Source organism: Streptomyces sp. NBC_00190 (genome assembly GCF_036203305.1).
In the GTDB taxonomy this organism is placed as follows: Bacteria; Actinomycetota; Actinomycetes; order Streptomycetales; family Streptomycetaceae; genus Streptomyces.
The window spans coordinates 4,852,927-4,875,181 of the sequence record NZ_CP108131.1 but is presented as its reverse complement, the minus strand read 5'-3'; the positions used below and the strand labels follow the sequence as shown (position 1 = coordinate 4,875,181).

25 protein-coding genes and 1 riboswitch are annotated in these 22,255 nt (G+C 71.5%); of the genes, 9 read left to right on the top strand and 16 right to left on the bottom strand.

Going from position 1 to position 22,255, the window contains the following annotated elements; all coding sequences use genetic code 11:
• Positions 1–17: 17 nt before the first annotated feature.
• Positions 18–392 carry a VOC family protein gene (locus OG429_RS23595; RefSeq protein WP_328927260.1) on the bottom strand — a complete coding sequence of 125 codons (375 nt, stop codon included), beginning with the start codon at positions 390–392 and terminating at the stop codon, positions 18–20.
• Positions 393–464: 72 nt separating this feature from the next.
• On the opposite strand from OG429_RS23595, the gene OG429_RS23590 reads away from it, so the two are divergent.
• Positions 465–1,199 carry a hotdog fold domain-containing protein gene (locus OG429_RS23590; protein WP_328927259.1) on the top strand — a complete coding sequence of 245 codons (735 nt, stop codon included), beginning with the start codon at positions 465–467 and terminating at the stop codon, positions 1,197–1,199.
• On the opposite strand, the gene OG429_RS23585 is transcribed toward OG429_RS23590, so the two are convergent.
• Both OG429_RS23585 and OG429_RS23580 read right to left on the bottom strand, forming a co-directional pair.
• Positions 1,177–1,416, bottom strand: coding sequence for a DUF397 domain-containing protein (locus OG429_RS23585; protein ID WP_328927258.1), 240 nt, complete (start codon positions 1,414–1,416; stop codon positions 1,177–1,179). The two genes, OG429_RS23590 and OG429_RS23585, sit on opposite strands and share 23 nt — an antisense overlap.
• The gene (locus OG429_RS23580; RefSeq protein ID WP_328927257.1) at positions 1,413–2,243 is read right to left on the bottom strand and encodes a helix-turn-helix domain-containing protein; all 831 of its coding nucleotides are present in this window, start codon (positions 2,241–2,243) and stop codon (positions 1,413–1,415) included. The genes OG429_RS23585 and OG429_RS23580 overlap by 4 nt, the downstream gene beginning before the upstream one ends.
• Before the next feature lie 84 nt (positions 2,244–2,327).
• On the opposite strand from OG429_RS23580, the gene OG429_RS23575 reads away from it, so the two are divergent.
• The 4 genes from OG429_RS23575 to OG429_RS23560 all read left to right on the top strand — a co-directional run bounded on the left by OG429_RS23575 (position 2,328) and on the right by OG429_RS23560 (position 4,364).
• Positions 2,328–2,714, top strand: coding sequence for a hypothetical protein (locus OG429_RS23575; protein WP_328927256.1), 387 nt, complete (start codon positions 2,328–2,330; stop codon positions 2,712–2,714).
• 70 nt (positions 2,715–2,784) lie between these two features.
• Positions 2,785–3,189 (top strand): hypothetical protein, encoded by a 405-nt coding sequence (locus OG429_RS23570; protein WP_328927255.1) that lies wholly within the window; start codon positions 2,785–2,787, stop codon positions 3,187–3,189.
• A 3-nt stretch (positions 3,190–3,192) separates the two neighbouring features.
• Positions 3,193–3,624: a thiol-disulfide oxidoreductase DCC family protein gene (locus OG429_RS23565; RefSeq protein WP_328927254.1), complete on the top strand. Its 432-nt coding sequence runs from the start codon at positions 3,193–3,195 to the stop codon at positions 3,622–3,624.
• A gap of 11 nt (positions 3,625–3,635) precedes the next feature.
• The gene (locus OG429_RS23560) at positions 3,636–4,364 is read left to right on the top strand and encodes a TetR/AcrR family transcriptional regulator (RefSeq protein WP_328927253.1); all 729 of its coding nucleotides are present in this window, start codon (positions 3,636–3,638) and stop codon (positions 4,362–4,364) included.
• A gap of 24 nt (positions 4,365–4,388) precedes the next feature.
• Here the strand turns inward: OG429_RS23560 and OG429_RS23555 are convergent, their stop codons facing one another.
• The 3 genes from OG429_RS23555 to OG429_RS23545 form a co-directional block, all read right to left on the bottom strand.
• Entirely contained in the window at positions 4,389–5,945 is a 1,557-nt protein-coding gene (locus OG429_RS23555) for an ABC transporter substrate-binding protein (protein ID WP_328927252.1), read from the bottom strand.
• A 123-nt stretch (positions 5,946–6,068) separates the two neighbouring features.
• Positions 6,069–7,397 carry a metallophosphoesterase gene (locus OG429_RS23550; protein ID WP_328927251.1) on the bottom strand — a complete coding sequence of 443 codons (1,329 nt, stop codon included), beginning with the start codon at positions 7,395–7,397 and terminating at the stop codon, positions 6,069–6,071.
• Positions 7,394–7,654, bottom strand: a complete 261-nt coding sequence (locus OG429_RS23545) for an SCO4848 family membrane protein (RefSeq protein WP_328927250.1) — start codon at positions 7,652–7,654, stop codon at positions 7,394–7,396. The genes OG429_RS23550 and OG429_RS23545 overlap by 4 nt, the downstream gene beginning before the upstream one ends.
• Before the next feature lie 121 nt (positions 7,655–7,775).
• On the opposite strand from OG429_RS23545, the gene OG429_RS23540 reads away from it, so the two are divergent.
• Positions 7,776–9,038: a D-alanyl-D-alanine carboxypeptidase family protein gene (locus OG429_RS23540; RefSeq protein WP_328927249.1), complete on the top strand. Its 1,263-nt coding sequence runs from the start codon at positions 7,776–7,778 to the stop codon at positions 9,036–9,038.
• A 73-nt stretch (positions 9,039–9,111) separates the two neighbouring features.
• Here the strand turns inward: OG429_RS23540 and OG429_RS23535 are convergent, their stop codons facing one another.
• The 6 genes from OG429_RS23535 to glyA all read right to left on the bottom strand — a co-directional run bounded on the left by OG429_RS23535 (position 9,112) and on the right by glyA (position 15,448).
• Positions 9,112–9,561 (bottom strand): hypothetical protein, encoded by a 450-nt coding sequence (locus OG429_RS23535; RefSeq protein WP_328927248.1) that lies wholly within the window; start codon positions 9,559–9,561, stop codon positions 9,112–9,114.
• Positions 9,562–9,842: 281 nt separating this feature from the next.
• Positions 9,843–10,925 (bottom strand): IS630 family transposase, encoded by a 1,083-nt coding sequence (locus OG429_RS23530; protein WP_328930254.1) that lies wholly within the window; start codon positions 10,923–10,925, stop codon positions 9,843–9,845.
• 52 nt (positions 10,926–10,977) lie between these two features.
• Positions 10,978–11,856, bottom strand: coding sequence for a YhjD/YihY/BrkB family envelope integrity protein (locus OG429_RS23525; protein WP_328927247.1), 879 nt, complete (start codon positions 11,854–11,856; stop codon positions 10,978–10,980).
• Positions 11,857–12,022: 166 nt separating this feature from the next.
• Positions 12,023–12,607, bottom strand: a complete 585-nt coding sequence (locus OG429_RS23520; protein WP_328927246.1) for a 2'-5' RNA ligase family protein — start codon at positions 12,605–12,607, stop codon at positions 12,023–12,025.
• Positions 12,608–12,702: 95 nt separating this feature from the next.
• Positions 12,703–13,716, bottom strand: a complete 1,014-nt coding sequence (trpS, locus tag OG429_RS23515) for a tryptophan--tRNA ligase (RefSeq protein ID WP_328927245.1) — start codon at positions 13,714–13,716, stop codon at positions 12,703–12,705.
• A 466-nt stretch (positions 13,717–14,182) separates the two neighbouring features.
• Complete coding sequence (gene glyA, locus OG429_RS23510) at positions 14,183–15,448, bottom strand: serine hydroxymethyltransferase (protein ID WP_328927244.1); 1,266 nt, start codon at positions 15,446–15,448, stop codon at positions 14,183–14,185.
• A 34-nt stretch (positions 15,449–15,482) separates the two neighbouring features.
• Positions 15,483–15,573: riboswitch (ZMP/ZTP riboswitch) on the bottom strand.
• Between the two features lie 109 nt (positions 15,574–15,682).
• Here glyA and rocD point away from each other — a divergent pair.
• The gene (gene rocD, locus OG429_RS23505) at positions 15,683–16,885 is read left to right on the top strand and encodes an ornithine--oxo-acid transaminase (RefSeq protein ID WP_328927243.1); all 1,203 of its coding nucleotides are present in this window, start codon (positions 15,683–15,685) and stop codon (positions 16,883–16,885) included.
• A 7-nt stretch (positions 16,886–16,892) separates the two neighbouring features.
• Here the strand turns inward: rocD and OG429_RS23500 are convergent, their stop codons facing one another.
• A complete protein-coding gene (locus OG429_RS23500; RefSeq protein ID WP_328927242.1) occupies positions 16,893–18,095 on the bottom strand; it encodes a glutathionylspermidine synthase family protein in 1,203 nt (400 codons plus the stop codon).
• An 8-nt stretch (positions 18,096–18,103) separates the two neighbouring features.
• Positions 18,104–18,421 (bottom strand): hypothetical protein, encoded by a 318-nt coding sequence (locus OG429_RS23495; RefSeq protein ID WP_328927241.1) that lies wholly within the window; start codon positions 18,419–18,421, stop codon positions 18,104–18,106.
• A gap of 111 nt (positions 18,422–18,532) precedes the next feature.
• Here OG429_RS23495 and OG429_RS23490 point away from each other — a divergent pair, with 111 nt between their 5' ends.
• Entirely contained in the window at positions 18,533–19,378 is an 846-nt protein-coding gene (locus OG429_RS23490) for a DMT family transporter (RefSeq protein WP_328930383.1), read from the top strand.
• A 48-nt stretch (positions 19,379–19,426) separates the two neighbouring features.
• Here OG429_RS23490 and pdxR read toward each other — a convergent pair whose 3' ends face one another.
• On the bottom strand, positions 19,427–20,824 hold the full coding sequence (gene pdxR, locus OG429_RS23485; RefSeq protein WP_328927240.1) for a MocR-like pyridoxine biosynthesis transcription factor PdxR: 1,398 nt from the start codon (positions 20,822–20,824) through the stop codon (positions 19,427–19,429).
• A gap of 47 nt (positions 20,825–20,871) precedes the next feature.
• Here pdxR and OG429_RS23480 point away from each other — a divergent pair, with 47 nt between their 5' ends.
• Positions 20,872–21,357: a carboxymuconolactone decarboxylase family protein gene (locus OG429_RS23480; RefSeq protein WP_328927239.1), complete on the top strand. Its 486-nt coding sequence runs from the start codon at positions 20,872–20,874 to the stop codon at positions 21,355–21,357.
• Here the strand turns inward: OG429_RS23480 and OG429_RS23475 are convergent, their stop codons facing one another.
• Positions 21,358–22,254: a hypothetical protein gene (locus OG429_RS23475; RefSeq protein WP_328927238.1), complete on the bottom strand. Its 897-nt coding sequence runs from the start codon at positions 22,252–22,254 to the stop codon at positions 21,358–21,360. It abuts the gene before it with no gap.
• Position 22,255: the final 1 nt, after the last annotated feature.

The window sequence follows — 22,255 nt, the reverse complement described above, 5'->3', positions numbered from 1 at the left end:
TTCAGCTCAGTTCGCGGTCACTTCGCCCGCTCGGCGGCGCTGCGCTCGACGCAGAACTCGTTGCCCTCGGGGTCCGCCAGGGTCACCCAGCCGGTGCCGTCGGCGTTGCGGTGATCGCCGAAGACGGTGGCACCGAGGGCGAGGATGCGCTCCACCTCCTCGTCGCGCGTCCGGTCCTGCGGCTGCAGGTCCATGTGGACGCGGTTCTTGATGGTCTTGGGGTCGGGCACGGTGACGAACAGCAGGGCCATGCCGGGGGCCGTGACGAGCGCCTCGGGGTCACCCGGGAAGTCGTCGTCGGCGAGCGAGCCGTCCAGGGCGGCGGCCCAGAACTGACCCAGCGAGTAGGCGTCGGAGCAGTCGAATGTGATGTGTCGTATGAGGGAGGCCATGGGCGGCACTATCGGCGAGGCCCGCGGCCGCTGTCCACCGAATTCGGCGGGCGTCTGTGATGGAGTGGGGCCATGACCGACGACTTCGAGACGATCACGGTTCCGGACCACCTGTGCGGCTATCCGGGAGTGGCTTTCGGCGGCTACGTGGCGGGCGTGCTCGCCGGGCGGGCGACGGCGAAGGGCGTACGGGTGGACTTCAGGCGGCCAGTCCCGACCGGCGAGCCGGTACGGCTCGCCGAGACGGCCGGCGGGGGCGCCGAACTGACCTCCGGTGAGCTGCTGCTGGCCGCCGCCACACCTGCCGAGCTGGACACGGACGTACCGGACGCGCCCTCCTGGGCGCTGGCCTCGGCGGCCGCCGACGCCTACCGGGCGGCCCCGCCGGACGGATCGACCGACTGCTTCGGCTGCGGCCTGGACCGCACGCCGGCCACCGGACTGCGCCTGCACTGCGGCCCGGTACCGGGCGGCGCGATGGTAGCCACCGCCTGGACCCCGGCCGCCGGACTCGGCGGTCCGGACGGCCTGTTGCCGCCGGAGCTGGTGTGGGGCGCGCTGGACTGCCCGGGGAACGCGGCCGGACGCCTGCTCGGCGGCCGCCCGGCCGGCGCCGTCACGGCCTCGCTGTCCGCGCGGCTGCTGCGTCCGGTGCCGGTCGGCTCGGGCCTGGTCTCGTACTCCTGGATGCTCGGGTCCGAGGGCCGCAAGTACCGGGCGGGTACGGCCCTGGCCACGGCGACGGGCGACCTCTGCGCCTTCGCCGAGGCCCTGTGGGTGGAACCTAGGCCGACGCCTGCGCCGTGAAGGCGGCCCAGGCCGCCGGGGTGACGGTGAGGGCGGGGCGGGTGGTGTCCTTGGAGTCCCGGACGTGGACGGCGGAGGGGCAGGTGGCCACCTCGACGCAGTCCCCGCCTGAGCCGCCGCTGTGGCTGCTCTTGTGCCAGGCCAGGGCTACTTCGACGCACTGGCCGCCGTCACCGCCGCTGTAGCTGCTCTTGAACCAGGCCAGTTCCATGCTCATCGCTCCCCTAGCAGCTGTTCGATCCGCTCCGCCGAAGCCCTCGGGCTCAGCGCCACTGCTCGAATGTTCGCATGCCGCTGGATCATCTCGCTGACCACTTCTCGGCTTGAAATCACCCAGCTCTGGCCCTGCCCTTCTACATAGCCGAGCATCCTGCGCTCCGGGGTCTCCGCGATCGTCATCGGGCCCACCGAGCCCACGAGTTCCTCACACTCCAGCGGAACCAGCTGGATGGACACGTGCGGTAACCGTCCGCACTCCAGCAGGTGTTGGAGCTGTTCCCGCCACACGGCCTCCCCACCCACCCGGCGCCGCAGGAACGACTCCTCCAGAACGAAACACAGCACCGGCGCCGGATCGCGGTGCAGAAGGACCTGTCGACCGATGCGGTCGTCCAGTCGGCGTTCGATCTCGGCCGCGTCGACCGGCGGCCAGTGGTCCCGGAAGACCTGACGGGCGTAGGCAGGTGTCTGGAGCAGGCCGTTCACGATGTAGGTGTCGTACACCCACAGGCTCACCGCCTTCTTCTCGATCGGCGCGAAGTCGCGGAACTGCGGCGCGTACCGCCCCTCCTCCTCCAGGTACGGAAGCACCGCCTTCAGGAGCCCGTCACCGGCGAGCAGCTCATCGACCCGCTCGACCATCCCCGGATCCATCGCCCGGTCACCCCGCTCGAACGCCCCGATCGCCGACGACGAGAAGTTCGTCCGGCCGCCCAGTTCCTGCCGCGAGACCCCGCGCTTCTCGCGGAGCGTCCGCATCTGCGCGCCCAGGCCGCGGCGCAGCGGTGACGGGAGGGGTTCACTGGGGTTCACGGCCTCGGACACCGGCGTCACAGCCCTTCACAGATCGCCGTCTGTAACGGCGCGACTACTGTTCCAGGCTAGGGCCGAGCCGCCACCCTGTGCCCCATGAACGAGGAAATCCCCGACTGGGTCCCCGACGCCGGTTTCCAGCTCCGCCTCGCGGGCGTGCACTTCGACGCGCTGCGCATCCAGGGCCAGCTCGGCGAGGAGACCGCCAAGGAGCTGTGCCGGCTCACCGACCACGACGCCGGGCCGATCGTCTACGAGCTCAACGGCTTCCGCTGGATGTACTTCCTGCTCCCGCCCGGCACCGCGCGGGAGCACACCTGGCCCTCGCACACGCAGCGGTACACCTCGCGCACCCGCTACGCCACCGCCTACGTCGGCGTACCCGCGCTGCACGGGACCAGCTGGCCGCTCGCGTGGCGGTCGGTGCCGACGCGGACGGCACCCTTCGTGGATCCGGGAACGCTGGAGAAGGCATTCGCTTGAACCTGTTCAAAAAAGGCCCTACAGTCATCCCTGTCAGCAGTATTGAACACGTTCAAGGGGGCTGAGGGCTATGGACCTCACCGTGGTCGCGTACGTCATCTACCTGCTCATCAGCATCGGGCTCACCGTCTGGGTCGCCCGTACGCTCAGCCGCAACGGCCGCGTCTTCATCGGCGACGTCCTCCAGGGGAACGAGAAGCTGGCCGACGCCGTCAACCAGCTCCTCGTGGTCGGGTTCTACCTCGTGAACATCGGCTTCGTGACCCTCTACCTGCGGTCGACCGAGGACATAGTCGAGGCCCGCGACCTCTTCGAGGCGCTCTCGGTCAAGCTCGGCGTCGTCCTGCTGGTCCTCGGCGTCATGCACCTCGGCAACGTCTGGGTCCTCAACAAGATGCGCCGCCGGGGGATCATGGAGCGCCAGCAGACGCCGCCCGTCGCCCCGCAGGGGTGGACCGCTCCGGCAGGGGTCTGAACCATGGCCGCCTCAAGCCCGGGGGCAGTCCGCCACCTGACCGTCCTGTACGACGCGAACTGCCCGCTCTGCGTACACATCCGGCACTGGCTGCTCGCGCAGCGATGGCTGGTCCGGATCGCCCTGGTCCCCGCCGCGTCGTACGAGGCGCGGCGGCGGTTCCCTCAGCTCGACCACGCGTCGACGCTGAAGCAGATCACCGTCGTCGGGGATTCCGGGCAGGTGTGGACCGGGACGGACGCCTTCATCGTGTGCCTGTGGGCGCTGGCCGAGCACCGGCCGAAGGCCAACTGGCTCTCCACGCCCGCCGGACGGCCCTTCGCCCGGGCCGCCATGTACACGGCCTCCACGTGGCGGCAGGCGGTACGGACCGAGGGTCACCCGCAGGGGCCGGAGGAACCGGCCTGTGACGACCAGTGCTCCGTCCCCCGATAGGCTCGTGCACCGTGACTGATCAGAAGGCTCCCAAGAGCGAGCAGACCCGCACGCTCATCCTCGAAACCGCGCTCCGCCTCTTCCAGGAGCGCGGCTTCGACAAGACGACGATGCGGGGTATCGCGAAGGAGGCCGGTGTCTCGGTCGGCAACGCCTATTACTACTTCGAATCGAAGGAACATCTGGTCCAGGGGTTCTACGACCGGATCGGCGCCGCTCACCAGGCAGCGGTCCGGCCCATCCTGGACAGCGAGACCGATCTGCAGAAGCGGCTCGCCGGCGTGCTGACGAGCTGGATGGACATCGCGGCCCCGTATCACGAGTTCGCCTCCCAGTTCTTCAAGAACGCGGCGGACCCGGAAAGTCCGCTCAGCCCCTTCTCGCCGGAGTCGGAGGACGCCCGGCAGGCGGCCATCGACATCCACCGCGAGGTGCTGGCGGGGGCGAAGACCAAGGTGCCGGCCGAACTGGTCGACGTACTGCCTGAGCTGATGTGGCTCTCGCAGATGGGCCTGGTCCTGTACTGGGTCTTCGACCGTTCGCCGAACAGCGAGAAGACGCGGCGGCTCGCGGAGCGCGGCGCGCAGCTGACGACGCGGGGCATCGTGCTGGCACGGTTCAAGGTGCTGCGGCCGCTGGTGCGCGAGGTGCACGAGCTGTTCGCGGACTTCCTGCCCGGCATGGCGCAGACGGCCACGGCGGGCGCCCGCAAGAAGGCCTCGGACCCGAAGAAGTCGTAGCCGGATCCGAGGCCGTGGCCGGGGCTAAAGCCAGTTGAGCTCCCAGAGGCGCCACACGCCGGTCCCGTCGGACAGGTACTGGGCGCCGGTGACGGCCTCGCGGGACATCACGTAGTCCTTCTTCTGCCAGATGGGCACCATCGGGACCTGCTGGGCGACCAGCTTCTGGAGCTCGCGGAAGTCGGCGGCCGCCTCACCCCGCTCCGAGTGGGACTGGGTGCGGGTGATCAGGCCGTCGACGGTCTTGTCGGAGAAGCCGTTGTTCATCGACGAGTCCGCGCCGACGAGCGGGGCGAGGAAGTTGTCCGCGTCCGGGAAGTCGGCGATCCAGCCGATGGTGTAGGCGTCGAACTCGCCCGCCGCGTAGCCCTTCTGGAAGTCGGTCCACTCCTCCACCGGCTTGATCTTCAGCTGGAAGAGGCCGGTCGACTCCAGCTGCCGCTTGATCTCGTCGGCCTCCTCGAGGTTCGCGCCGCGCGCGTTGACCCCGACGGTGAGGGAGACGGGGGCGGTGATCCCGGCGTCCTTGAACAGCTTCTTCGCCGCGGCGCCGTTGGGCGTCGGGTAGGAGTCGAAGAACGGCGTGCTGTGGGCGGCGATGCCCGCCGGGACCAGCGAGTACAGCGGGGTGACGGTGCCCGAGTAGATCTCGGTCGCCACCTTGGCGCGGTCGAGTACGGCGGCCACGGCCTGGCGGACGGCGAGCGGGGCGGCGGTGGAGCCGGGGCGCACGTTGAAGACCATGGAGCGGATCTCGCTGCCGCCGGAGGCCTGGTAGCGGGTGTCCTTCATGCCCGGGTTGAGGCCGGCGAGCACGGCCGGGGGCATCTCCCGGTGGGCGACGTCGATCCGGCGGTCGTTCCAGGCCTTGTTGAGCTCCGCGGAGTCCTTGAAGTACCGGATGGTGACGGGCGCGTGGGCGGGCTTGGCCTGGCCCTTGTACGAGGCGTTGGGCTTCAGGTCGATGCTCGTACCGGCCTTGTAGGCGCCGAGCGTGTACGGGCCGGAGCCGTCGACCTTGCCGTCCTCGCGCAGCGCCTTCGCCGGGTACTTGTCCTTGTCGACGATCGAGGCGGCACCTGTCGCGATCTTGAAGGGGAAGGTGGCGTCGCCGGCGGAGAGGTTGAAGGTGACGGTGCGGCCCTCCGCCTTGACCGACTCCAGGGTGTTGAAGAGGGGGGCCGGGCCCTGGTCGGAGTTGATGGCCTTGATGCGGTCGAAGGAGTGCTTGACGTCCTCGGCGGTGATCGCGCGGCCGCCCGCGAACTTCGCGTCGGGGCGGAGCTCGCACTGGTAGGTGGTGAGCTTCTGGCCGAGGAAGCCGCAGGAGGACGCGGCGTCCGGCACGGGGGTGTCCGAGCCGGACTTGATGGTCAGCAGCGACTGGTAGACGTTGCTGAACAGGGCCCAGGAGCCCGCGTCGTACGCCCCCGCGGGGTCGAGGGCGGAGACGACGTCGCTCGTCCCGACCCGGATGGACTTGCCGCCGCCCCCGGAGTCGGGCAGCAGTTGCCAGGTCCCCACGCCGGCCACGCCGAGAACCAGCCCGGCCACGATGATCTTCGAACGGACAGACCGCATTGCCCCTGAACCCCACCCCTGTACCGATGACAGCGACATGCTGTCCGGATACCGGACATCCCATCACGGAATTTCAGCCTCCGGAAGGCTGATTCTTTGCGGTTCATTGGCAGTTCGGGGCGGTCAGGCCTGATATGAGGCGAGTTCCACGACGGTGATGTCGGACGGCGCGCCCACCCGGACCGGAGGCCCCCAGGCGCCCGCTCCGCGGGACACGTAGAGCTGGGTGTCGCCGTAGCGTTCCAGACCGGCGACGGTCGGGTTGGCCAGCTCGGCAAGGTAGTTGCCCGGCCAGAGCTGGCCGCCGTGGGTGTGGCCGGAGAGCTGGAGATCGACGCCGTGCCGGACCGCGTCGTGGATGACGACGGGCTGGTGGGCGAGGAGCACGGCGCTGCGGCTGCGGTCGCGGTCGCCGAGGGCCGCCCGGAAGTCGGGGCCGTGGCCCTCGCTCTCCCCCGCGATGTCGTTCACACCGGCGAGGTCGAAGTACGGGAGCGGGCGGCGGGCGTTCTCCAGCGGAATCAAGCCGAGTTCACGCACGTGGTCCACCCACTGCGCGGCGCCCGAGAAGTACTCGTGGTTCCCGGTCACGAAGTACGTGCCATGGCGGGCGCTGAGCCGGCGCAGCGGCTCGGCGGCGGGCCCGAGGTCGTGGACGTTGCCGTCGACGAGGTCGCCGACGATGGCGATGAGGTCGGGCTGGGTGCGGTTGACGGTGTCGACGATGCGCTGGGTGTGGGCGCGGCCGAGGACCGGGCCGAGGTGGACGTCGCTGACGACGGCGATCCGGAAGCCGTGCGCGGCGCGCGGCAGCTTGGCCAGGGGCACCTGGACCCGCTTGACGCGCGGGCCGCGCAGCACTCCGTGGGCGCCGTTCGCCACGGTCCCGACGGCCACGGCGGCGGCCGCGCCGCCGATCGCCCGCGCGACGAACCTGCGGCGGTCCAGCAGAAGTCCGCCGGAATCGGCCGGGCCGGAGCCGGGATCCTGCGGAGCGGGTGCCGGGTCGCCGGGCCCGGGGCCGGGTCCGGGGCCCTGCGCCGCCGTCGAACGACCGGCGGGCTGAAGCCCCGCCGGAGACCGGGGCGCGGGGTTCGGGGCGGAGCCCCGGTCCTCCTCGGAGGGGATCCGGTGGGCCATACGGCGGAGCAGCAGCGCGCGGACCGGCTCGGCGACCAGCATCGTCAACGTCAGGTACAGGAGCACCGCGAGCCAGAGGAACCCCGGCCAGGCTACGGCCTGCTGGAGGCGGAAGGGAGCTCCGGCGCGGCCCGCGGTCAGCGCGGCCACGGAGAGGAGGGGCAGGGCGATGGCGAGGACCGTGCCGATGCGGCGGGACAGGGCGCCGGGGGCGGTGGTGTCGCGGACCAGACGGATCCAGAGCCACCGGTGGACGAGTACGAGCAGCGCGATGACGGCGAGGACGACCACCGCGACGAGGGCGATTTTCACGCGTTCGAGCCGTTACGTGATTCGCGCCGCAGGGCGCGGACCCCACGCAACCCGATCACTCCGACGGCCGTCCCCAGGAGAAAGGACGTCACCGCGAGCGTCAGGTGCACCCAGAAGAAAGCCGTGGGGTCGCCCGCCGCATCGAACGCCTGGCCACTGCTGTCCTTCCACAGGTTCCGGACGAAAGACACCCAGATGAACCAGCTCCACACTCCGAAGGCGAGCAGGAACCAGGAGGCGGTACGGCTGAGTCTCATGCCCCCAGTATCGGATTCGTCTCCGCGACGGACGCGCCGGGGTGGGCTGTCCCGGCGGTCGTTTCGCCGGATTGGCCGGTCAGCGACCGTATCCAGTCCATCGGGAGGTACTTTCACCTGCGTGTCTGTAAAGAAGACCGCGCTGACGGTCCTTTCCGCCGCGCTGCTGGTCCCCGTGATGTTCGTGGCCCCCGCGCACGCCGCGCCGACCCCGCCCGCGCAGCCGGCCGACGGGAAGGCGCAGCCGCCGATGACCCCGGACGCCAAGGCGGCGCCCGCGCCCCCCGCGGCGATGTCCACGGTCGGCGGAGCCCTGCTCGGCCAGCCGGGGACCCAGGTGAACCTGCTGCCCGGCGCGCCCGCCCTGCCCGCGAACCTCACGGGGCGGTCGTGGATCGTGGCCGACGCGGAGACCGGCGAGGTCCTGGCCTCGCACAACGCGCACTGGCGGCTCCCCCCGGCCTCCACCATGAAGATGCTCTTCGCGGACACGGTGCTGCCGGGCCTGCCCAAGGACCAGGTCCACAAGGTCACCGACAAGGACATGGAAGGCGTCGGGCCGGGCAGCAGCCTGGTCGGGGTCAAGGAAGACCTCGAGTACACCGTCCACGACCTGTGGCTCGGGGTGTTCCTGCGGTCGGGGAACGACGCCGTGCACGTGCTGTCGGCGATGAACGGCGGCGTCGAGAAGACCGTCAAGGACATGCAGGCCCACGCCGAGGAACTGCAGGCCCTGGACACCCATGTGGTCTCCCCCGACGGGTACGACGCCCCGGAGCAGGTGTCGAGCGCGTACGACCTCACCCTCGTCGCCCGCTCCGGGCTGCAGAAGCAGGACTTCCGGGAGTACTGCGGCACGGTCGGGGCGAAGTTCCCCGGCAAGCAGGAGGCCGGGAAGCCCCGCGAGTACTTCGAGATCCAGAACACCAACCGGCTGATGACGGGCGCCGGCGGCATCTCCCCGTACAAGGGCATCGCCGGGGTGAAGAACGGCAACACCACGATGGCGGGCGCCACCTTCACCGGCGCCGCGCAGCAGGGCGCGCGCAAGCTGCTGGTCACGGTGATGAACCCGGGCGCGGGCGGGGCCAACTCGGTGTACGAGGAGACCGCCGCGCTCTTCGACTGGGGGTTCGCGGCGGCCGGGAAGGTCAAGCCGGTGGGTGAGCTGGTGCCGCCGAAGAGCGCGGACACCCGCCCGCACGGGTCGCCGGCCCAGTCCCACGAGAACAACGCGGCGGCCGGCGGCGGCTCGGGCGGCGGCATCGGCACCGCGCTCGGTGTCGCGGGCGGTGCGCTGGCGGTCCTGGCGGGCGGTGCCTTCGTGGTCAACCGCCGGTGGCCCCTGCGCGGCCGCCGGGGGCGGGACGAGGACTGGGTCTGAGCCCGGCGGATTGGATCTGAGCCCGGCGGACGAAGACCCCCGCGACGCGGGGGTCTTCTGGCGTTCCGCCTCGTCAGAACATGCGCTGGGTGGACCAGTTCGCGTGGCTGGACGGGTTGGTCAGGTCGAAGGTGGTGCCGGAGAGCCGGTGGTCCGCGCCGCGGACCCCGGTGTAGCGGCCGACCGGCCCGTGGTTCCAGCGGACGGTGAAGTAGATGTTCTCCCCGTCCACGGCGCCGCCGGCTTCGAGGGTCCCGACGGTGTTACCGGACGAGACGGTTCCGAAGAGGTTGCCGTCGGCGTCCTGCGTCAGGTTCATGTGCACGGTGGCATTGGTCTGGTAGAGGTCCCAGACCCCGCCGGCGTGGTAGGCGGGCGGCGTCCGCAGCTGCCGGACCGCACTGGGGGCGCCCCCGGTGGCGGTGGCGCTCGCGGGGGCGGCGAGACCGGCCCCGGCGAGGGACAGGAGCAGGGCGACGGCAGTCGCGGTGAGGAGCTTGCGCGGACGCGGTGAAGCGGACATGAGCCCTCCAGGGGCGGCCAGGACGATCGATCCCGTTGCATCGTGCACGGAACCTCGCGGCAGGCCTACCCAGCCCTCATGTGCCCGAGCCCAGGATTCACTCGAACGGGAAGCGCCCTGGGTCCTGCCGTCAAAGTAGCGCCGGTAGGGCCCGCGGCGTCCGGTGCCGTGCATCGCAAGGCGGAGGGGCGCCCGAGTACTGGACGTACTTGGGCGCCCCGACAACGCGGCGAGGTGCGGTGCTGGGCGTCGCGGGCCAGGCGGGACTTTGACGACAGGGCCTAGTCTTCTGAGTCGGGAATTCTGTTCAGATAGCTGGCGAGGCGTTCGAGGATCTCGTCTGCGGTCTTGGTCCAGACGTAGGGCTTGGGGTCGGTGTTCCAGGCGGCGATCCAGTCACGGATGTCCTTCTCGAGGGCCTGGACTGACTTGTGGACGCCTCGCCGTATCTGCTTGTTGGTGAGTTCGGCGAACCATCGCTCGACCAGGTTCAGCCAGGACGACCCGGTCGGGGTGAAGTGCAGGTGGAACCGGGGGTGGCCGAGCAGCCACTTCTTGATGTCCGGGGTCTTGTGGGTGGCGTAGTTGTCGCAGATCAGATGGACGTCCAGGCCTGCCGGCACTTCCTTGTCGAGCTTGACCAGGAACTTCTTGAACTCCTCGGCCCGATGGCGGCGGTGCAGGGAGCCGATCACCTTGCCGGTGGCCACGTTGAGTGCGGCGAACAGGGTGGTCGTGCCGGCCCGGACGTAGTCGTGCGTTGACCGCTCCGGGACCCCGGGCATCATCGGCAGCACCGGCTGGGACCGGTCCAGGGCCTGGATCTGCGACTTCTCGTCCACGCAGAACACCAGCGCCCGCTCGGGCGGGTCCAGATAGAGGCCGACGACATCGTGGACCTTGTCGACGAAGTACGGGTCGGTCGACAGCTTGAAGGTCTCCGAGCGGTGCGGCTGCAGGCCGAACGCCCGCCAGATCCGTGAGACCGAGGACTGGGACAGGCCCATTTCCTTCGCCATCGACCGCGTCGACCAGTGCGTCGCGTTCTTCGGCTTGGACTCCAAGGTCCTGGTGACCACCGCGGCAACCTGCCCGTCCGTCACCGATCTGGGGCCGCCGGAACGCGGCATGTCTCCCAGGCCCGCGATCCGGTACTGCACGAAACGGGCCCGCCAACGGCCGACCGCCTGAGGCGTTGATCCGAGACGGACGGCCACGTCCTTGTTCGAGACACCCTCGGCGCAGGCCAGGATGATCCGGCACCGCAAAGCCCACGCCTGCGGCGTGGAACGACGCCGCACCCACCCCTCCAGTGCGACCCGTTCCTCGTCCGACAGCGTCAACTCGGCCTTCGGCCGCCCCATCCGCGCCATAGGCTAAGCCTACACATCTGAACAGAACTCAAGACTCAGAACACTAGGCGCCGTGCCCGTCGCCGCCGTCCTCGTCGCCGCGGGTCGCCGTCCAGGACGAGACGTAGAGCAGCAGCTTCGCCGAGAAGTTGATCCACAGCAGCAGGGCGATCGGCACGCCGAAGGCCCCGTACATGCTCTTCGTCGCGACCTCCCGCATGTAGCCGCCGAGCAGGAGCTTCAGCAGCTCGAAGCCCGCCGCGCCGATGAGGGCCGCCTGGATCAGGCGGCCGCGCGGCGGTTCGACGCCCGGGAGCAGGGTCAGGAGGTAGAGCAGCAGCAGGAACGCGGCCGCGACGCCGACGAGGAAGACGCCCGCGCGCAGCAGCACGCCGCCCGCGCCCTCGCGCGGGATGTGCAGCCACTCGGCGGATTTCCCGACGGCGCTGGAGCCGATGATCGAGGCGGCGGCGGAGGCCAGGGCCGCGGCGCCGAGGCCGAGCAGCACCAGCCCGTCCTTGCCCTTGCGGACGATCGGGTTCCCCTCGTCCTCGTCGTCCTTCTCCCACACCGCGCGCAGGCAGTCCCGCATCGAACCCACCCAGCCGATGCCGGTGAAGAGCAGCAGGGCGCCGGCGACGAGACCGATCGTGGCCGCGTTGTCGACGAGCGTGTTGATGTCGAGCTGGTCGGAGATGCCGGGGACCTGTTCGGCGAGGTTTTTCTGGAGCCGGTCGAGCTGCTCCTGGCTGAGGAGGGCCGCGCCGACGGCGGCGGCCACGGCGATCAGCGGAAAGAGCGCGAGGAAGCTGATGAAGGTGATCGCAGCGGCGAGCCTGGTCCAGTGGACGCGGTCGAGCCGTTGGTAGGAACGCCAGGCGTGCGTCCGCATCAGGCGGGCCGCCAGCGGGCCGATCACCGGGAGTTTCGTCAGCCAGTCCATGAAGTCACCGTAATTGAACTGCCGGAAATAGCCTGGATTGTCCCGTTCTGGGGCTACGGTCGTCGACTGTGACTTTTCGCGATGTCCCCCGGGCGGTCCGTCCGTTCCACACCCTGGTCCTGCGCAGGCTCAGGTTCCGCACCCGCCAGGCCCTGCGGCCGCTCCGTCAGGAGCGGCGCACGGTCTCGTCCGTGGGTGAGCCGGGCTGCGCCGGGACCCCGGTCGGGCCCGTCCCGAAAGGGTATTCGCGCAGCTTGCGCCAGACCCCGTCCGAGCCCTGCTCGTAGAGCGCGAAGCCCTCGCAGACCCACGTCGCGGCGTACTCGGCGAGGCCCGTGAACGCCAGGTCCATCGCCTCCTCGGAGATCCCGTGGGCGACCGTGACGTGGGGGTGGTACGGGAAGGCCAGCTCACGGCTGAGCGGCCCGTCGGGGGCGCGGACCGTGTCCTGGAGGCGGGTGCAGCCCACGACACCCTCGACGATCTTGACGAAGACGACCGGCGAGAGGGGACGGAAGGTTCCCGTCCCGCCCAGCCGCATCGTGAAGCCGCGGAAGGCGGCCGCCACCTCGGACAGGTGGGCGCGGATCTCCGGCAGCCGGTCCGCCTCCACCTCGGTGGGCGGGACGAGGGTGACATGCGTGGGGATGCCGTGCGCGGCAACGTCCCCGAAGCCTGCGCGCAGCTCCTGGAGCTGGCTGCCGTACGGCTCCGGGACCGCGATCGAAACGCCGAGCGTTACGGTCCCCACGTATCTCTCCTCCGCTTGTCTGGATGGACGCTGCCGACCCAGTGTGCGGGCAGCACCCCCGGTATCGCCAGGGCCGTCTTTCGTTCGATCCCGAGTCAGTGCTTCGCGGGCAGGAAACCGAGGTGGTCGTACGCCTGTGCCAGGGTTTCGGCGGCGACGGCGCGGGCCTTCTCCGCGCCCTTGGCCAGGATGGAGTCCAGCGTCTCCGGGTCGTCCAGGTATTCCTGGGTGCGCTGCTTGAACGGTGTGACGAAATCGACCATCACGTCGGCCAGGTCGGTCTTCAGCGCGCCGTAGCCCTTGCCCTCGTACTTCTCCTCCAGGGCGGCGATCGTCTCGCCCGTGAGGGTGGAGTAGATCGTGAGCAGGTTGCTGACGCCGGGCTTCTTCTCGGAGTCGAAGCGGACCTCGGCCTCGGTGTCGGTGACCGCGCTCTTGATCTTCTTCGCGGTGACCTTGGGCTCGTCGAGGAGGTTGATCAGGCCCTTGGGGGACGACGCGGACTTCGACATCTTGATCGCAGGGTCCTGGAGGTCGTAGATCTTCGCGACCTCCTTGACGATGTGCGCGGCGGGGAGGGTGAAGGTCTGCCCGAAGCGCTGGTTGAAGCGCTCGGCCAGGTCGCGGGTCAGCTCGATGTGCTGGCGCTGGTCCTCGCCGACGGGGACCGCGTTCGCCTGGTAGAGCAGGATGTCGGCGACCTGGAGGATCGGGTACGTGAACAGTCCGACGGTGGCGTTGTTGACGCCGCCCTTGGCGGACTTGTCCTTGAACTGGGTCATCCGGCTGGCCTCGCCGAAGCCGGTGATGCAGTTCATGACCCAGCCGAGCTGCGCGTGCTCGGGCACGTGGCTCTGGATGAAGAGCGTGCAGCGCTCGGGGTCCAGGCCGGCGGCCAGCAGCTGCGCGGCGGAGAGGCGGGTGTTCGCGCGCAGATCCTTCGGATCCTGCGGCATGGTGATCGCGTGCAGGTCGACGACCATGTAGAACGCGTCGTGCGTCTCCTGCAGGGCGACGTACTGGCGGATGGCTCCGAGGTAGTTCCCGAGGTGGAACGAACCGGAGGTGGGCTGGATGCCGGAGAGCGCGCGAGGACGATCAGAAGCCATGGCTTCATTCTCTCAGGTGTGGGGGCGGGCTCGGGCCCTCCGCTGGCCGGAACCTTCCGGGTCGCGACCGGTCGCGCCGGTGCCGCGCACGGGTACCGGCCGGTAGCGGCCCGGCCGGATCTTGCCCCGGCCGAACGACCGATTTCCGCCGCCGCCCGAACCCGCGCCTCGAACGCCGGCGGGGCTGGGCGGTGCCGCTGCGCGGGGCTCTCCGGGCTCCGCCCGACTGCGCCTCGAACGCCGGCGGGGCCGGGCTGGGCTCCGCCCCGGACCCGGCGCCTTCGGCGCGGGTACGCCCTCGAACGCCGGGCTGGGCTGGATTGCCCTGCGGGCAATCCAGCCCAGGCTGGGCGCGGGGTTGCGCCGCGCGCACTTCCAAGCCGCTGCCGCGGCCGGGCACGATCCAGCCCCGCCGGCGTTTGAGGCGCGGGGGGCCGGGGCGGCGGCCCGGGCGGGGCCGTGGGGGTTACAGGGGGAGGCCCGGGGCCGGGAAGGCGGACATCAGGGCGGTGACCTCCGCGCGGACGGCGGCCAGCGCCACCTCGTCGGACTTGGCGGCGGCGTCGACCGAGCGCGAGATCCAGTCCGCCACCAGCGGCATGTGCAGGGCCCCGAGCCCCCGCGACGTCAGGGACGGGGTGCCGATCCGGATGCCCGACGGGTCGAACGGCTTGCGGGGGTCGAACGGCACCGTGTTGTAGTTCACCACGATCCCCGCCCGGTCCAGGGCCTTCGCCGCGACCTTGCCCGGGACGTCCTTGCCCGTCAGGTCGATCAGGATCAGGTGGTTGTCCGTACCGCCCGAGACGAGGTCGAAGCCCCGCTCCAGCAGCGCAGCCGCCAGCGCCTTCGCGTTGGCGACGACCGCGTGGGCGTACGAGACGAACGACGGCTGCGCCGCCTCGTGCAGCGCCACCGCGATACCGGCCGTCGTCTGGTTGTGCGGCCCGCCCTGGAGGCCCGGGAAGACGGCCTTGTCGATGGCCTTCGCGTGCTCCTCGCGGCACATCAGCATCGCGCCGCGCGGACCGCGCAGCGTCTTGTGCGTGGTCGTGGAGATCACGTCCACGTGCCCCGCCGGGGACGGGTGCGCCCCGCCCGCGATCAGGCCCGCGATGTGCGCCACGTCGGCGACGAGGACCGAGCCCGCCTCCTGCGCGATCGACGCGAACGCCGCGAAGTCGATCGTGCGCGGCAGCGCGGTGCCGCCGCAGAAGATCACCTTGGGGCGTTCCGCCAGGGCCAGGTCGCGCACCGCGTCGTAGTCGATGAGCCCGGTGTCCGCACGGACGCCGTACTGCACGCCCCGGAACCACGACCCCGTCGCCGAGACGCCCCAGCCGTGGGTCAGGTGCCCGCCCATCGGCAGCGCCATGCCCATCACCGTGTCGCCCGGCTTCGCGAAGGCGAGGTAGACGGCCAGGTTCGCCGGGGAGCCGGAGTACGGCTGGACGTTGGCGTGGTCCACGCCGAACAGGCCCTTGGCCCGCTCGACGGCGAGGGCCTCGACGCGGTCGATGTTCTGCTGGCCCTCGTAGTAGCGGCGGCCCGGGTAGCCCTCGCTGTACTTGTTCTGCAGCACCGTGCCGGAGGCTTCGAGCACGGCCGCGGACACGTAGTTCTCGCTGGGGATCAGACGCAGGGTCTGCGCCTGGAGCGTTTCCTCCGCCGCGACGAAGGACGCCAGTTCGGGGTCGGTCGCGGAAAGGGCGGGATGGCGGCTCGCGGACATGGCGGGCTCCTCCGGGGTCGATGTGATCGGTACCCCGCGAGGCCCAGGCGAGCGGCCCTGTATGCGGACGAGCGCGCACGGCTCCCCCGGAGTTGGTTCTCCGTACGCCAGTCGCCGTGCGTACCGGCCACCTTAGCGGGCGCGCCACAAGAAAGGTTTCTCCGTCCGCTGTGCGAGCGAGGATGGAAAGTGACGCCACCCTCGTCACCGGCCTGACGGACGATCGGAGACCCCGTGTCGACAACTGCTGATGCCATCCGCTCCGCCGAAGCGCACAGTGCGCACAACTACCACCCGCTGCCCGTGGTCGTCGCCACCGCGGAAGGCGCGTGGATGACCGACGTGGAGGGCCGCCGGTACCTCGACATGCTCGCCGGCTACTCGGCGCTCAACTTCGGGCACGGCAACCCCCGTCTGCTCGACGCCGCCCGCGCGCAGCTGGACCGGGTCACGCTGACCTCGCGCGCCTTCCACCACGACCGCTTCGCCGACTTCTGCACCGAGCTCGCCGCGCTGTGCGGCAAGGAGATGGTGCTGCCCATGAACACGGGCGCGGAGGCCGTGGAGACGGCCGTGAAGACCGCGCGCAAGTGGGGCTACGAGGTCAAGGGCGTGCCGGACGGGCACGCGAAGATCGTGGTCGCGGCGAACAACTTCCACGGCCGGACGACGACGATCGTCTCCTTCTCCACGGACCACGAGGCGCGCGACCACTACGGCCCGTACACCCCCGGCTTCGAGATCGTCCCGTACGGCGACCTGACCGCGCTGGAGTCGGCGGTCACCGCGCACACCGTCGCCGTCCTGCTGGAGCCGATCCAGGGCGAGGCGGGGGTGCTGGTGCCGCCCACCGGATACCTGAAGGGCGTACGGGAGCTGACGCGCGAGCGGAACGTCCTCTTCATGGCGGACGAGATCCAGTCGGGGCTGGGCCGGACCGGCAGGACCTTCGCGTGCGACCACGAGGGCGTCGTCCCCGACATGTACGTCCTCGGCAAGGCGCTCGGCGGCGGAGTGGTGCCGGTCTCGGCCGTCGTCGCCGACCGGGACGTGCTCGGGGTGTTCCGGCCGGGCGAGCACGGCTCCACCTTCGGCGGGAACCCGCTCGCGTGCGCCGTCGGCCTGGAGGTCGTGGCGATGCTCAGGACGGGCGAGTACCAGCAGCGCGCCACCGAGCTGGGCGACCACCTGCACCGGGAGCTGAACCTGCTGGTCGGCACGGGCGCGGTGACCGCCGTACGCGGGCGGGGGCTGTGGGCGGGCGTGGACATCGAGCCGTCGCGCGGGACCGGACGGGAGATCTCCGAGAAGCTGATGGAGCTGGGCGTCCTGGTGAAGGACACCCACGGGTCCACGATCCGGATCGCCCCGCCGCTGGTGATCAGCAAGGAGGACCTGGACTGGGGCCTGGACCAGCTCAGGTCCCTCCTCGCCTGACCCTTCGCTACAGGATCACGTGGGGCAGGAAGCGGGCGTACTCGTCCGTGACCGGCCCCGCCGATTCGCGGATGCCGAGCCCCGCCGCCTCGTCCTCGACGACCCACGCGCCGAGCACCACCCGGTTGCCGTCGAAGTCGGGCAGCGGGGCCAGGGCCTGGAAGCAGTACCGCTCCCCCTCCTCCGGCGTGAACGGCTCGCCGGTGCCGTCCGCCGGGTGGAGGGTGACCCCGGCGCCCTCGCGGCCCAGCAGCGGCTTGGCCACGTAGCCCCCGGCGCCGGGCTCCGCCAGCTCGCGCGGGCCGTCGAGGTAGGCGGGCAGCAGGTTCGGGTGCTCCGGGAAGAGCTCCCACAGGATCGCCAGCAGCGCCTTGTTGGACAGCAGCATCTTCCACAGCGGCTCGATCCAGCAGGTGGTGCCGGAGCCGCCGCCGTGGTCGTACGTGCCGAGGACCTGGGGGCCGAACTCGTCGGTGGCCAGCCACTCCCACGGGTAGAGCTTGAAGCAGGAGCGGATGAAGCGGAGCTTCTCGTCCACGAACCGGCCGGACAGGCTGTCCCAGCCGATCTGCTCCACGGACAGGGCCTGGGTGTCCAGGCCGGCCTGCTCCGCGGTCTCCTTGAGGTAGGCGACCGTCATCAGGTCCTCGCCGAGCTCGTCGGTCTCGGAGTGCGCGAAGTGCAGGGGGCCGGGCGGAAGCAGCTCGGCCTGCCGGCGCCAGGCGTCGACGAGGCGCTCGTGCAGGGAGTTCCACTGGTCGGCGCCCGGGAAGCGCGCCTCCATCCAGAACCACTGCGGACTGGCCGCCTCCACGAGGGAGGTGGGGGTGTCGGCGTTGTACTCCAGCATCTTGGCCGGGCTGCCGGTGCCGTCGTAGCGCAGGTCGAAACGGCCGTAGAGGGAGGGCTGTTCGGCGCGGCGGCGCCAGGACTCGGCGATCAGCGCGGCGAGCTCCGGGTCGGTGATGCCGAGGTCGGCGAAGCGGTCGTGCTCGACGATGTGCGCGGCCGCGGCCAGGCACATGGCGTGCAGTTCCTCGACGACGTCCTCCAGCGCCTCGACCTCGGGAAGGGAGAAGGAGTAGTAGGCGCTCTCGTCCCAGTAGGGGCGCAGGGAGTCGTCGGGGTACCGGGTGAGGGGGTAGATCAGCCCCTGCTCCTCGACGGTCTTCTGCCAGTCGGGGCGGGGCTCGATGGTGTGCCGCTCCACGGGTGCGCTCAGCCGCCGCTGGAGCCGGAGCTGCTGTGCCCGCCGATGCCGCCGCGGGTGACGGCGGACTTGTCGAAGCTGCCGCCGGAGACCTTGCCGTTGCGGACGGAACCGCCGTAGTAGTACGTGCCGCGGCTGCTGCTACTGCTGCCCTTGCAGTGCTTGTCGTCCAGCTTGTCCAGCGTGGTCCGGTCGACGCAGCGCCGGTCCGGCTCGTTGCTGTTGCCGCAGGCCACGAGCGTGGCCGCGAGCAGGCCCATGCCGCCGAGGACGACGGCGCCGGAGCGCATCCGGCGCTGGTTGGTACTACTACTGCTGCTGTCCATGTCTGCTGCTCCCCTGATGGCGTGCTCCCGACAGACTAGAGCGGCGGCCCGGGCCGATGGAATCCGGCCGCCGTGAGATCCGTGACCTAAAGTCAGTTCGTGCTCATTGGGATGATTTGCGCGCTGGGCGCGGCGGTCTGCTTCGGCACGGCGTCCGTTCTGCAGGCCATGGCGTCGCGAGCCGTGGAGCCGGGGACGGGGTCCGGAGTGGACCCGGCGCTGATGATGCGGGCGGTCCGGCAGTGGCGCTATCTGGCCGGTCTCGGCCTCGACGCGGTGGGCTTCGTGTTCCAGATCATCGCGCTGCGCCACATCCCGATCTACGTGGTGGGAGCCGCGCTGGCCGCGAGCCTGGCCGTGACGGCGGTGGTCGCGGCCCGGCTGATGCGGGTGCGGCTGTCCAGGACGGAGTGGGGCGCGGTGGGGGTGGTGTGCGCGGGGATGCTGATGCTGGGGCTGGCTTCCGGAGAGGAGGGCACGGGGGAGGGGTCGCTCGCGCTGAAGCTGGGGCTGCTGGCCGTGGCGGGGCTGGTGCTGCTGGTCGGCACGGTGGCGGGCCGGCTCCCGGACGGGCCGCGGGCGCTGGTGCTGGGTCTGGCCGCGGGGACGGGCTTCGGGGTGGTGGAGGTGGCGGTCCGGCTGATCGACGGCTTCTCGCCCGCCGAGCTGCGCAATCCCGCCCTGTACGCGCTGCTGTTGGGCGGGGGTGCGGCGTTCCTGCTGCTCACCTCGGCCCTCCAGCGCGGCTCGGTGACGGCGGCGACGGCCGGCCTGGTGCTCGGCGAGACGGTCGGCCCGGCGGTGGTGGGGGTGGTCTGGCTGGGCGACCGCCCCCGGGAGGGCCTGGCCTGGCTGGCGGTGACGGGCTTCGTGGTGGCGGTGACCGGAGCCCTTGCACTGGCCCGCTTCGGGGAGCCCCCGGAACCCGCGCCGGTGCCCGTACCCCCGGCCGCGTGACCCCGGCCGCGTGACCCCGCCGCACTGCGGGGCTCCGGTGCGGCGGCGCTACGGGAGGGCCGCCGAGAGGGCCGCCAGGGTCGGGGTCCACGCGCTGTCCGACGGGGTTCCGTAGCCGACGACCAGCGCGTCGCGCGGCGGGAGCACCGCCTGCGGGTGGCGGAAGCCGGACAGGCCGTCCAGGGCCAGGTCCTGCCAGGCCGCCGACTGGAGCACCGCGCGCTCCGTCCCCGCCGGGAGGTCGAGGACCGCGTGCAGGCCCGCCGCGATCCCGGAGACGCCGACCCGGCCGTCCACCGCCGCCACCAGTTCGTCCCGGCGGCGCCGGTAGCGCAGGCGCATGCCGCGCACGTGGCGGTCGTACGCCCCGGAGGTGATGAACTCCGCCAGGGTGAGCTGGTCCAGCGCGCTGGAGGTCCAGTCGCCCATGCCCTTGACCGCCAGGACCTCGTCCACCAGCCCCGGCGGGACCACCATCCAGCCCATGCGCAGCCCCGGGGCGAGGGACTTGCTGGCCGTGCCGAGGTACACCACCCGGTCCGGGTCCAGCCCTTGCAGGGCGCCGACCGGCTGGCGGTCGTAGCGGAACTCCCCGTCGTAGTCGTCCTCCAGGATCAGGCCGCCGGTGGTGCGGGCCCAGTCGACCGCCGCCGCCCGGCGGGCCGGGGTCAGGGCGGCCCCCGTCGGGAACTGGTGCGCCGGGGTCAGGAGCACCGCGCCCGGACCGGGGCCCAGTTCCCCCGTACGGGCCCCCTCCCCGTCCACGCCCAGCGGCGGCGTCCGCAGCCCGGCCCGCGTGAGCAGGTTCCGGTGGACGTCCAGGCCGTACCCCTCCACCGCCACCTCCCGTACCCGCCGCGCCCGCAGCACCCGTGCCAGCAGGGTGATCCCGTGCGCGAAGCCGGCGCACAGCACGATCCGGTCCGGGTCCGCGTACACCCCGCGCGCCCGCGCCAGGTATCCGGTCAGCGCCTCGCGCAGCTCGGGCCGGCCGCGGCCGTCGCTCCCGTACCCGAAGGCCTCGTTCGGGGCACCCGTCAGCGCCCGCCGGGCCGCCGACAGCCAGGCCGCCCGCGGGAAGGCGCTCACGTCCGGGGAGCCCGGCCGCAGGCTGTACGAGGGCCCCTGGCGCGCGGGACGCCGTACGCGGGCGGCCGCCGCGGCGGTCCGGCGCGGCCGGGCCCGTTCCGCGACCCGGGTGCCGGAGCCCTGGCGGGCCGTCAGCCAGCCCTCGGCGACGAGCTCGGCATAGGCCTCCGCGACGGTGTTCCTGGCGATGCCCAGGTCGCCGGCGAGCGAACGGGAGGACGGCAGCCGGGTCCCGGCGGCCAGCCGGCCGCTGCGCGCGGCCTCGCGCAGCGCCTCGACGAGCCCGGCCCGCAGCCCGCGTCCGGCGGAGAGTTCCAGATGCAGGTCGGCGCCGAAAGTGGCCCAGGATTCCGTCATGGATATGGACCATATCGGTGGGCCGTCCGCCGCCTACGGTTGATCACATGACGAACGCACACGAGCACACGCCCCGTATGAACATGGCGAAGGCCGCCCCCGAGGTCTACAAGGCGGTCCTGGCCCTGGAGATCGCCGCCAAGAAGGGCCTGGACCCGGCCCTGGTCGAGCTCGTCAAGATCCGGGCCTCGCAGCTCAACCACTGCGCCTTCTGCCTGGACATGCACTCCAAGGACGCGATCGCGGCCGGTGAGAGCGTCGAGCGGATCGTGCAGCTCACCGCCTGGGAGGAGTCGCGGCACTTCTACACCGAGAAGGAGCTCGCCGCGATCGAGTTCACCGAGGCGGTCACCGTCCTGACGGAAGGCTTCGTGCCCGACGAGGTGTACGAGAAGGCCGCGAAGCACTTCGAGGAGCGCGAGCTGGCCCAGCTGATCGCCGTCATCGCGACGATCAACGTCTGGAACCGCATCGGCGTCACCACCCGCATGGTGCCCGGGCACTACACGCCCGGCATGTACGCGAAGGGCTGATCAGACCGGCCGGAAGGACTGGACGACCGCCGTGAGGTGCGTGCGGATCAGCGGCTTGTCGCTGCTGGGGCCGGTGACCATGATCACCCACCGGCTGCGGTCGGCGGCGACGAGGAGCCGTTCGACCGCGTGGCTGGGCGGGGCGGTCGAGGCCGGATCGGCGTACTCGAAGACCAGCTCGCAGCCGGAACCGTCCACGGGATTCCGGGAGATCTCCCGGAATCCCGGTTTCGCGCCCAGCTGCTTCGTGGAGTCGGCGAGGACCTCGCAGGCCGTCATGGTGTCCTCGGTGGCCCGGAAGATCTGGAGCAGCGCGCTTTGGTCGCCCGACCGGTACACCGAGCCGACGCTCGGGTCGCTGCGGTCGGCCGACCAGCCCGTGGGAACCGCGGCCGTGAAGCCGGCCGCCGTTTCGCGCACCCACGCGTACCCGGACGGCACGGTGGCCGAGGTCGAGGTCGAGGTCGCGGTGGGGGCCGGGCCGGAGGTGGCGGTCGGGGTCGCGGAGCCGGAGGCACCCGGGCCGCCCTGACCGGAGCCGGGGCCCTTGTGGCCCAGGTACAGCCACCCGGCCACGGCCGTCGCGCCCACCAGGGCCACGCCGAGGGTCACCACCGCCAGGGTCCGGCGGCGCCGCGCGGGCGGCGCCGCCGCCGGACCCTGCGGGGGCCACCCCGGCGCCGGCGGGGGCCCCGGCGGGTACGCGGGCGGGGCCGACGGCCACGGTGCCGGGGCGGGGCCCGAGGCCGGACTCGGGGTTCGGCCCGGGGCCGGGCCCGGCTCGGTCCGCTCCGCCGGCGCGGTCCGCTCGGTCGGCTCGGCCCGTTCCGCCGGCTCGGTCCGCTCCCACCGCTGCGACCGCGGATTCCAGCGGACGCCGCCCTCCCCCGTGGCCACG

Excerpts from the sequence above, each read along its gene's own strand:
- OG429_RS23595 (WP_328927260.1), bottom strand. The coding sequence starts at position 392 with ATGGCCTCCCTCATACGACACATCACATTCGACTGCTCCGACGCCTAC.
- OG429_RS23590 (WP_328927259.1), top strand. The coding sequence starts at position 465 with ATGACCGACGACTTCGAGACGATCACGGTTCCGGACCACCTGTGCGGC.
- OG429_RS23585 (WP_328927258.1), bottom strand. The coding sequence starts at position 1,416 with ATGAGCATGGAACTGGCCTGGTTCAAGAGCAGCTACAGCGGCGGTGAC.
- OG429_RS23575 (WP_328927256.1), top strand. The coding sequence starts at position 2,328 with ATGAACGAGGAAATCCCCGACTGGGTCCCCGACGCCGGTTTCCAGCTC.
- OG429_RS23570 (WP_328927255.1), top strand. The coding sequence starts at position 2,785 with ATGGACCTCACCGTGGTCGCGTACGTCATCTACCTGCTCATCAGCATC.
- OG429_RS23565 (WP_328927254.1), top strand. The coding sequence starts at position 3,193 with ATGGCCGCCTCAAGCCCGGGGGCAGTCCGCCACCTGACCGTCCTGTAC.
- OG429_RS23555 (WP_328927252.1), bottom strand. The coding sequence starts at position 5,945 with ATGCGGTCTGTCCGTTCGAAGATCATCGTGGCCGGGCTGGTTCTCGGC.
- OG429_RS23545 (WP_328927250.1), bottom strand. The coding sequence starts at position 7,654 with ATGAGACTCAGCCGTACCGCCTCCTGGTTCCTGCTCGCCTTCGGAGTG.
- OG429_RS23535 (WP_328927248.1), bottom strand. The coding sequence starts at position 9,561 with ATGTCCGCTTCACCGCGTCCGCGCAAGCTCCTCACCGCGACTGCCGTC.
- OG429_RS23530 (WP_328930254.1), bottom strand. The coding sequence starts at position 10,925 with ATGGGGCGGCCGAAGGCCGAGTTGACGCTGTCGGACGAGGAACGGGTC.
- OG429_RS23525 (WP_328927247.1), bottom strand. The coding sequence starts at position 11,856 with ATGGACTGGCTGACGAAACTCCCGGTGATCGGCCCGCTGGCGGCCCGC.
- trpS (WP_328927245.1), bottom strand. The coding sequence starts at position 13,716 with ATGGCTTCTGATCGTCCTCGCGCGCTCTCCGGCATCCAGCCCACCTCC.
- glyA (WP_328927244.1), bottom strand. The coding sequence starts at position 15,448 with ATGTCCGCGAGCCGCCATCCCGCCCTTTCCGCGACCGACCCCGAACTG.
- OG429_RS23495 (WP_328927241.1), bottom strand. The coding sequence starts at position 18,421 with ATGGACAGCAGCAGTAGTAGTACCAACCAGCGCCGGATGCGCTCCGGC.
- OG429_RS23490 (WP_328930383.1), top strand. The coding sequence starts at position 18,533 with ATGATTTGCGCGCTGGGCGCGGCGGTCTGCTTCGGCACGGCGTCCGTT.
- pdxR (WP_328927240.1), bottom strand. The coding sequence starts at position 20,824 with ATGACGGAATCCTGGGCCACTTTCGGCGCCGACCTGCATCTGGAACTC.
- OG429_RS23480 (WP_328927239.1), top strand. The coding sequence starts at position 20,872 with ATGACGAACGCACACGAGCACACGCCCCGTATGAACATGGCGAAGGCC.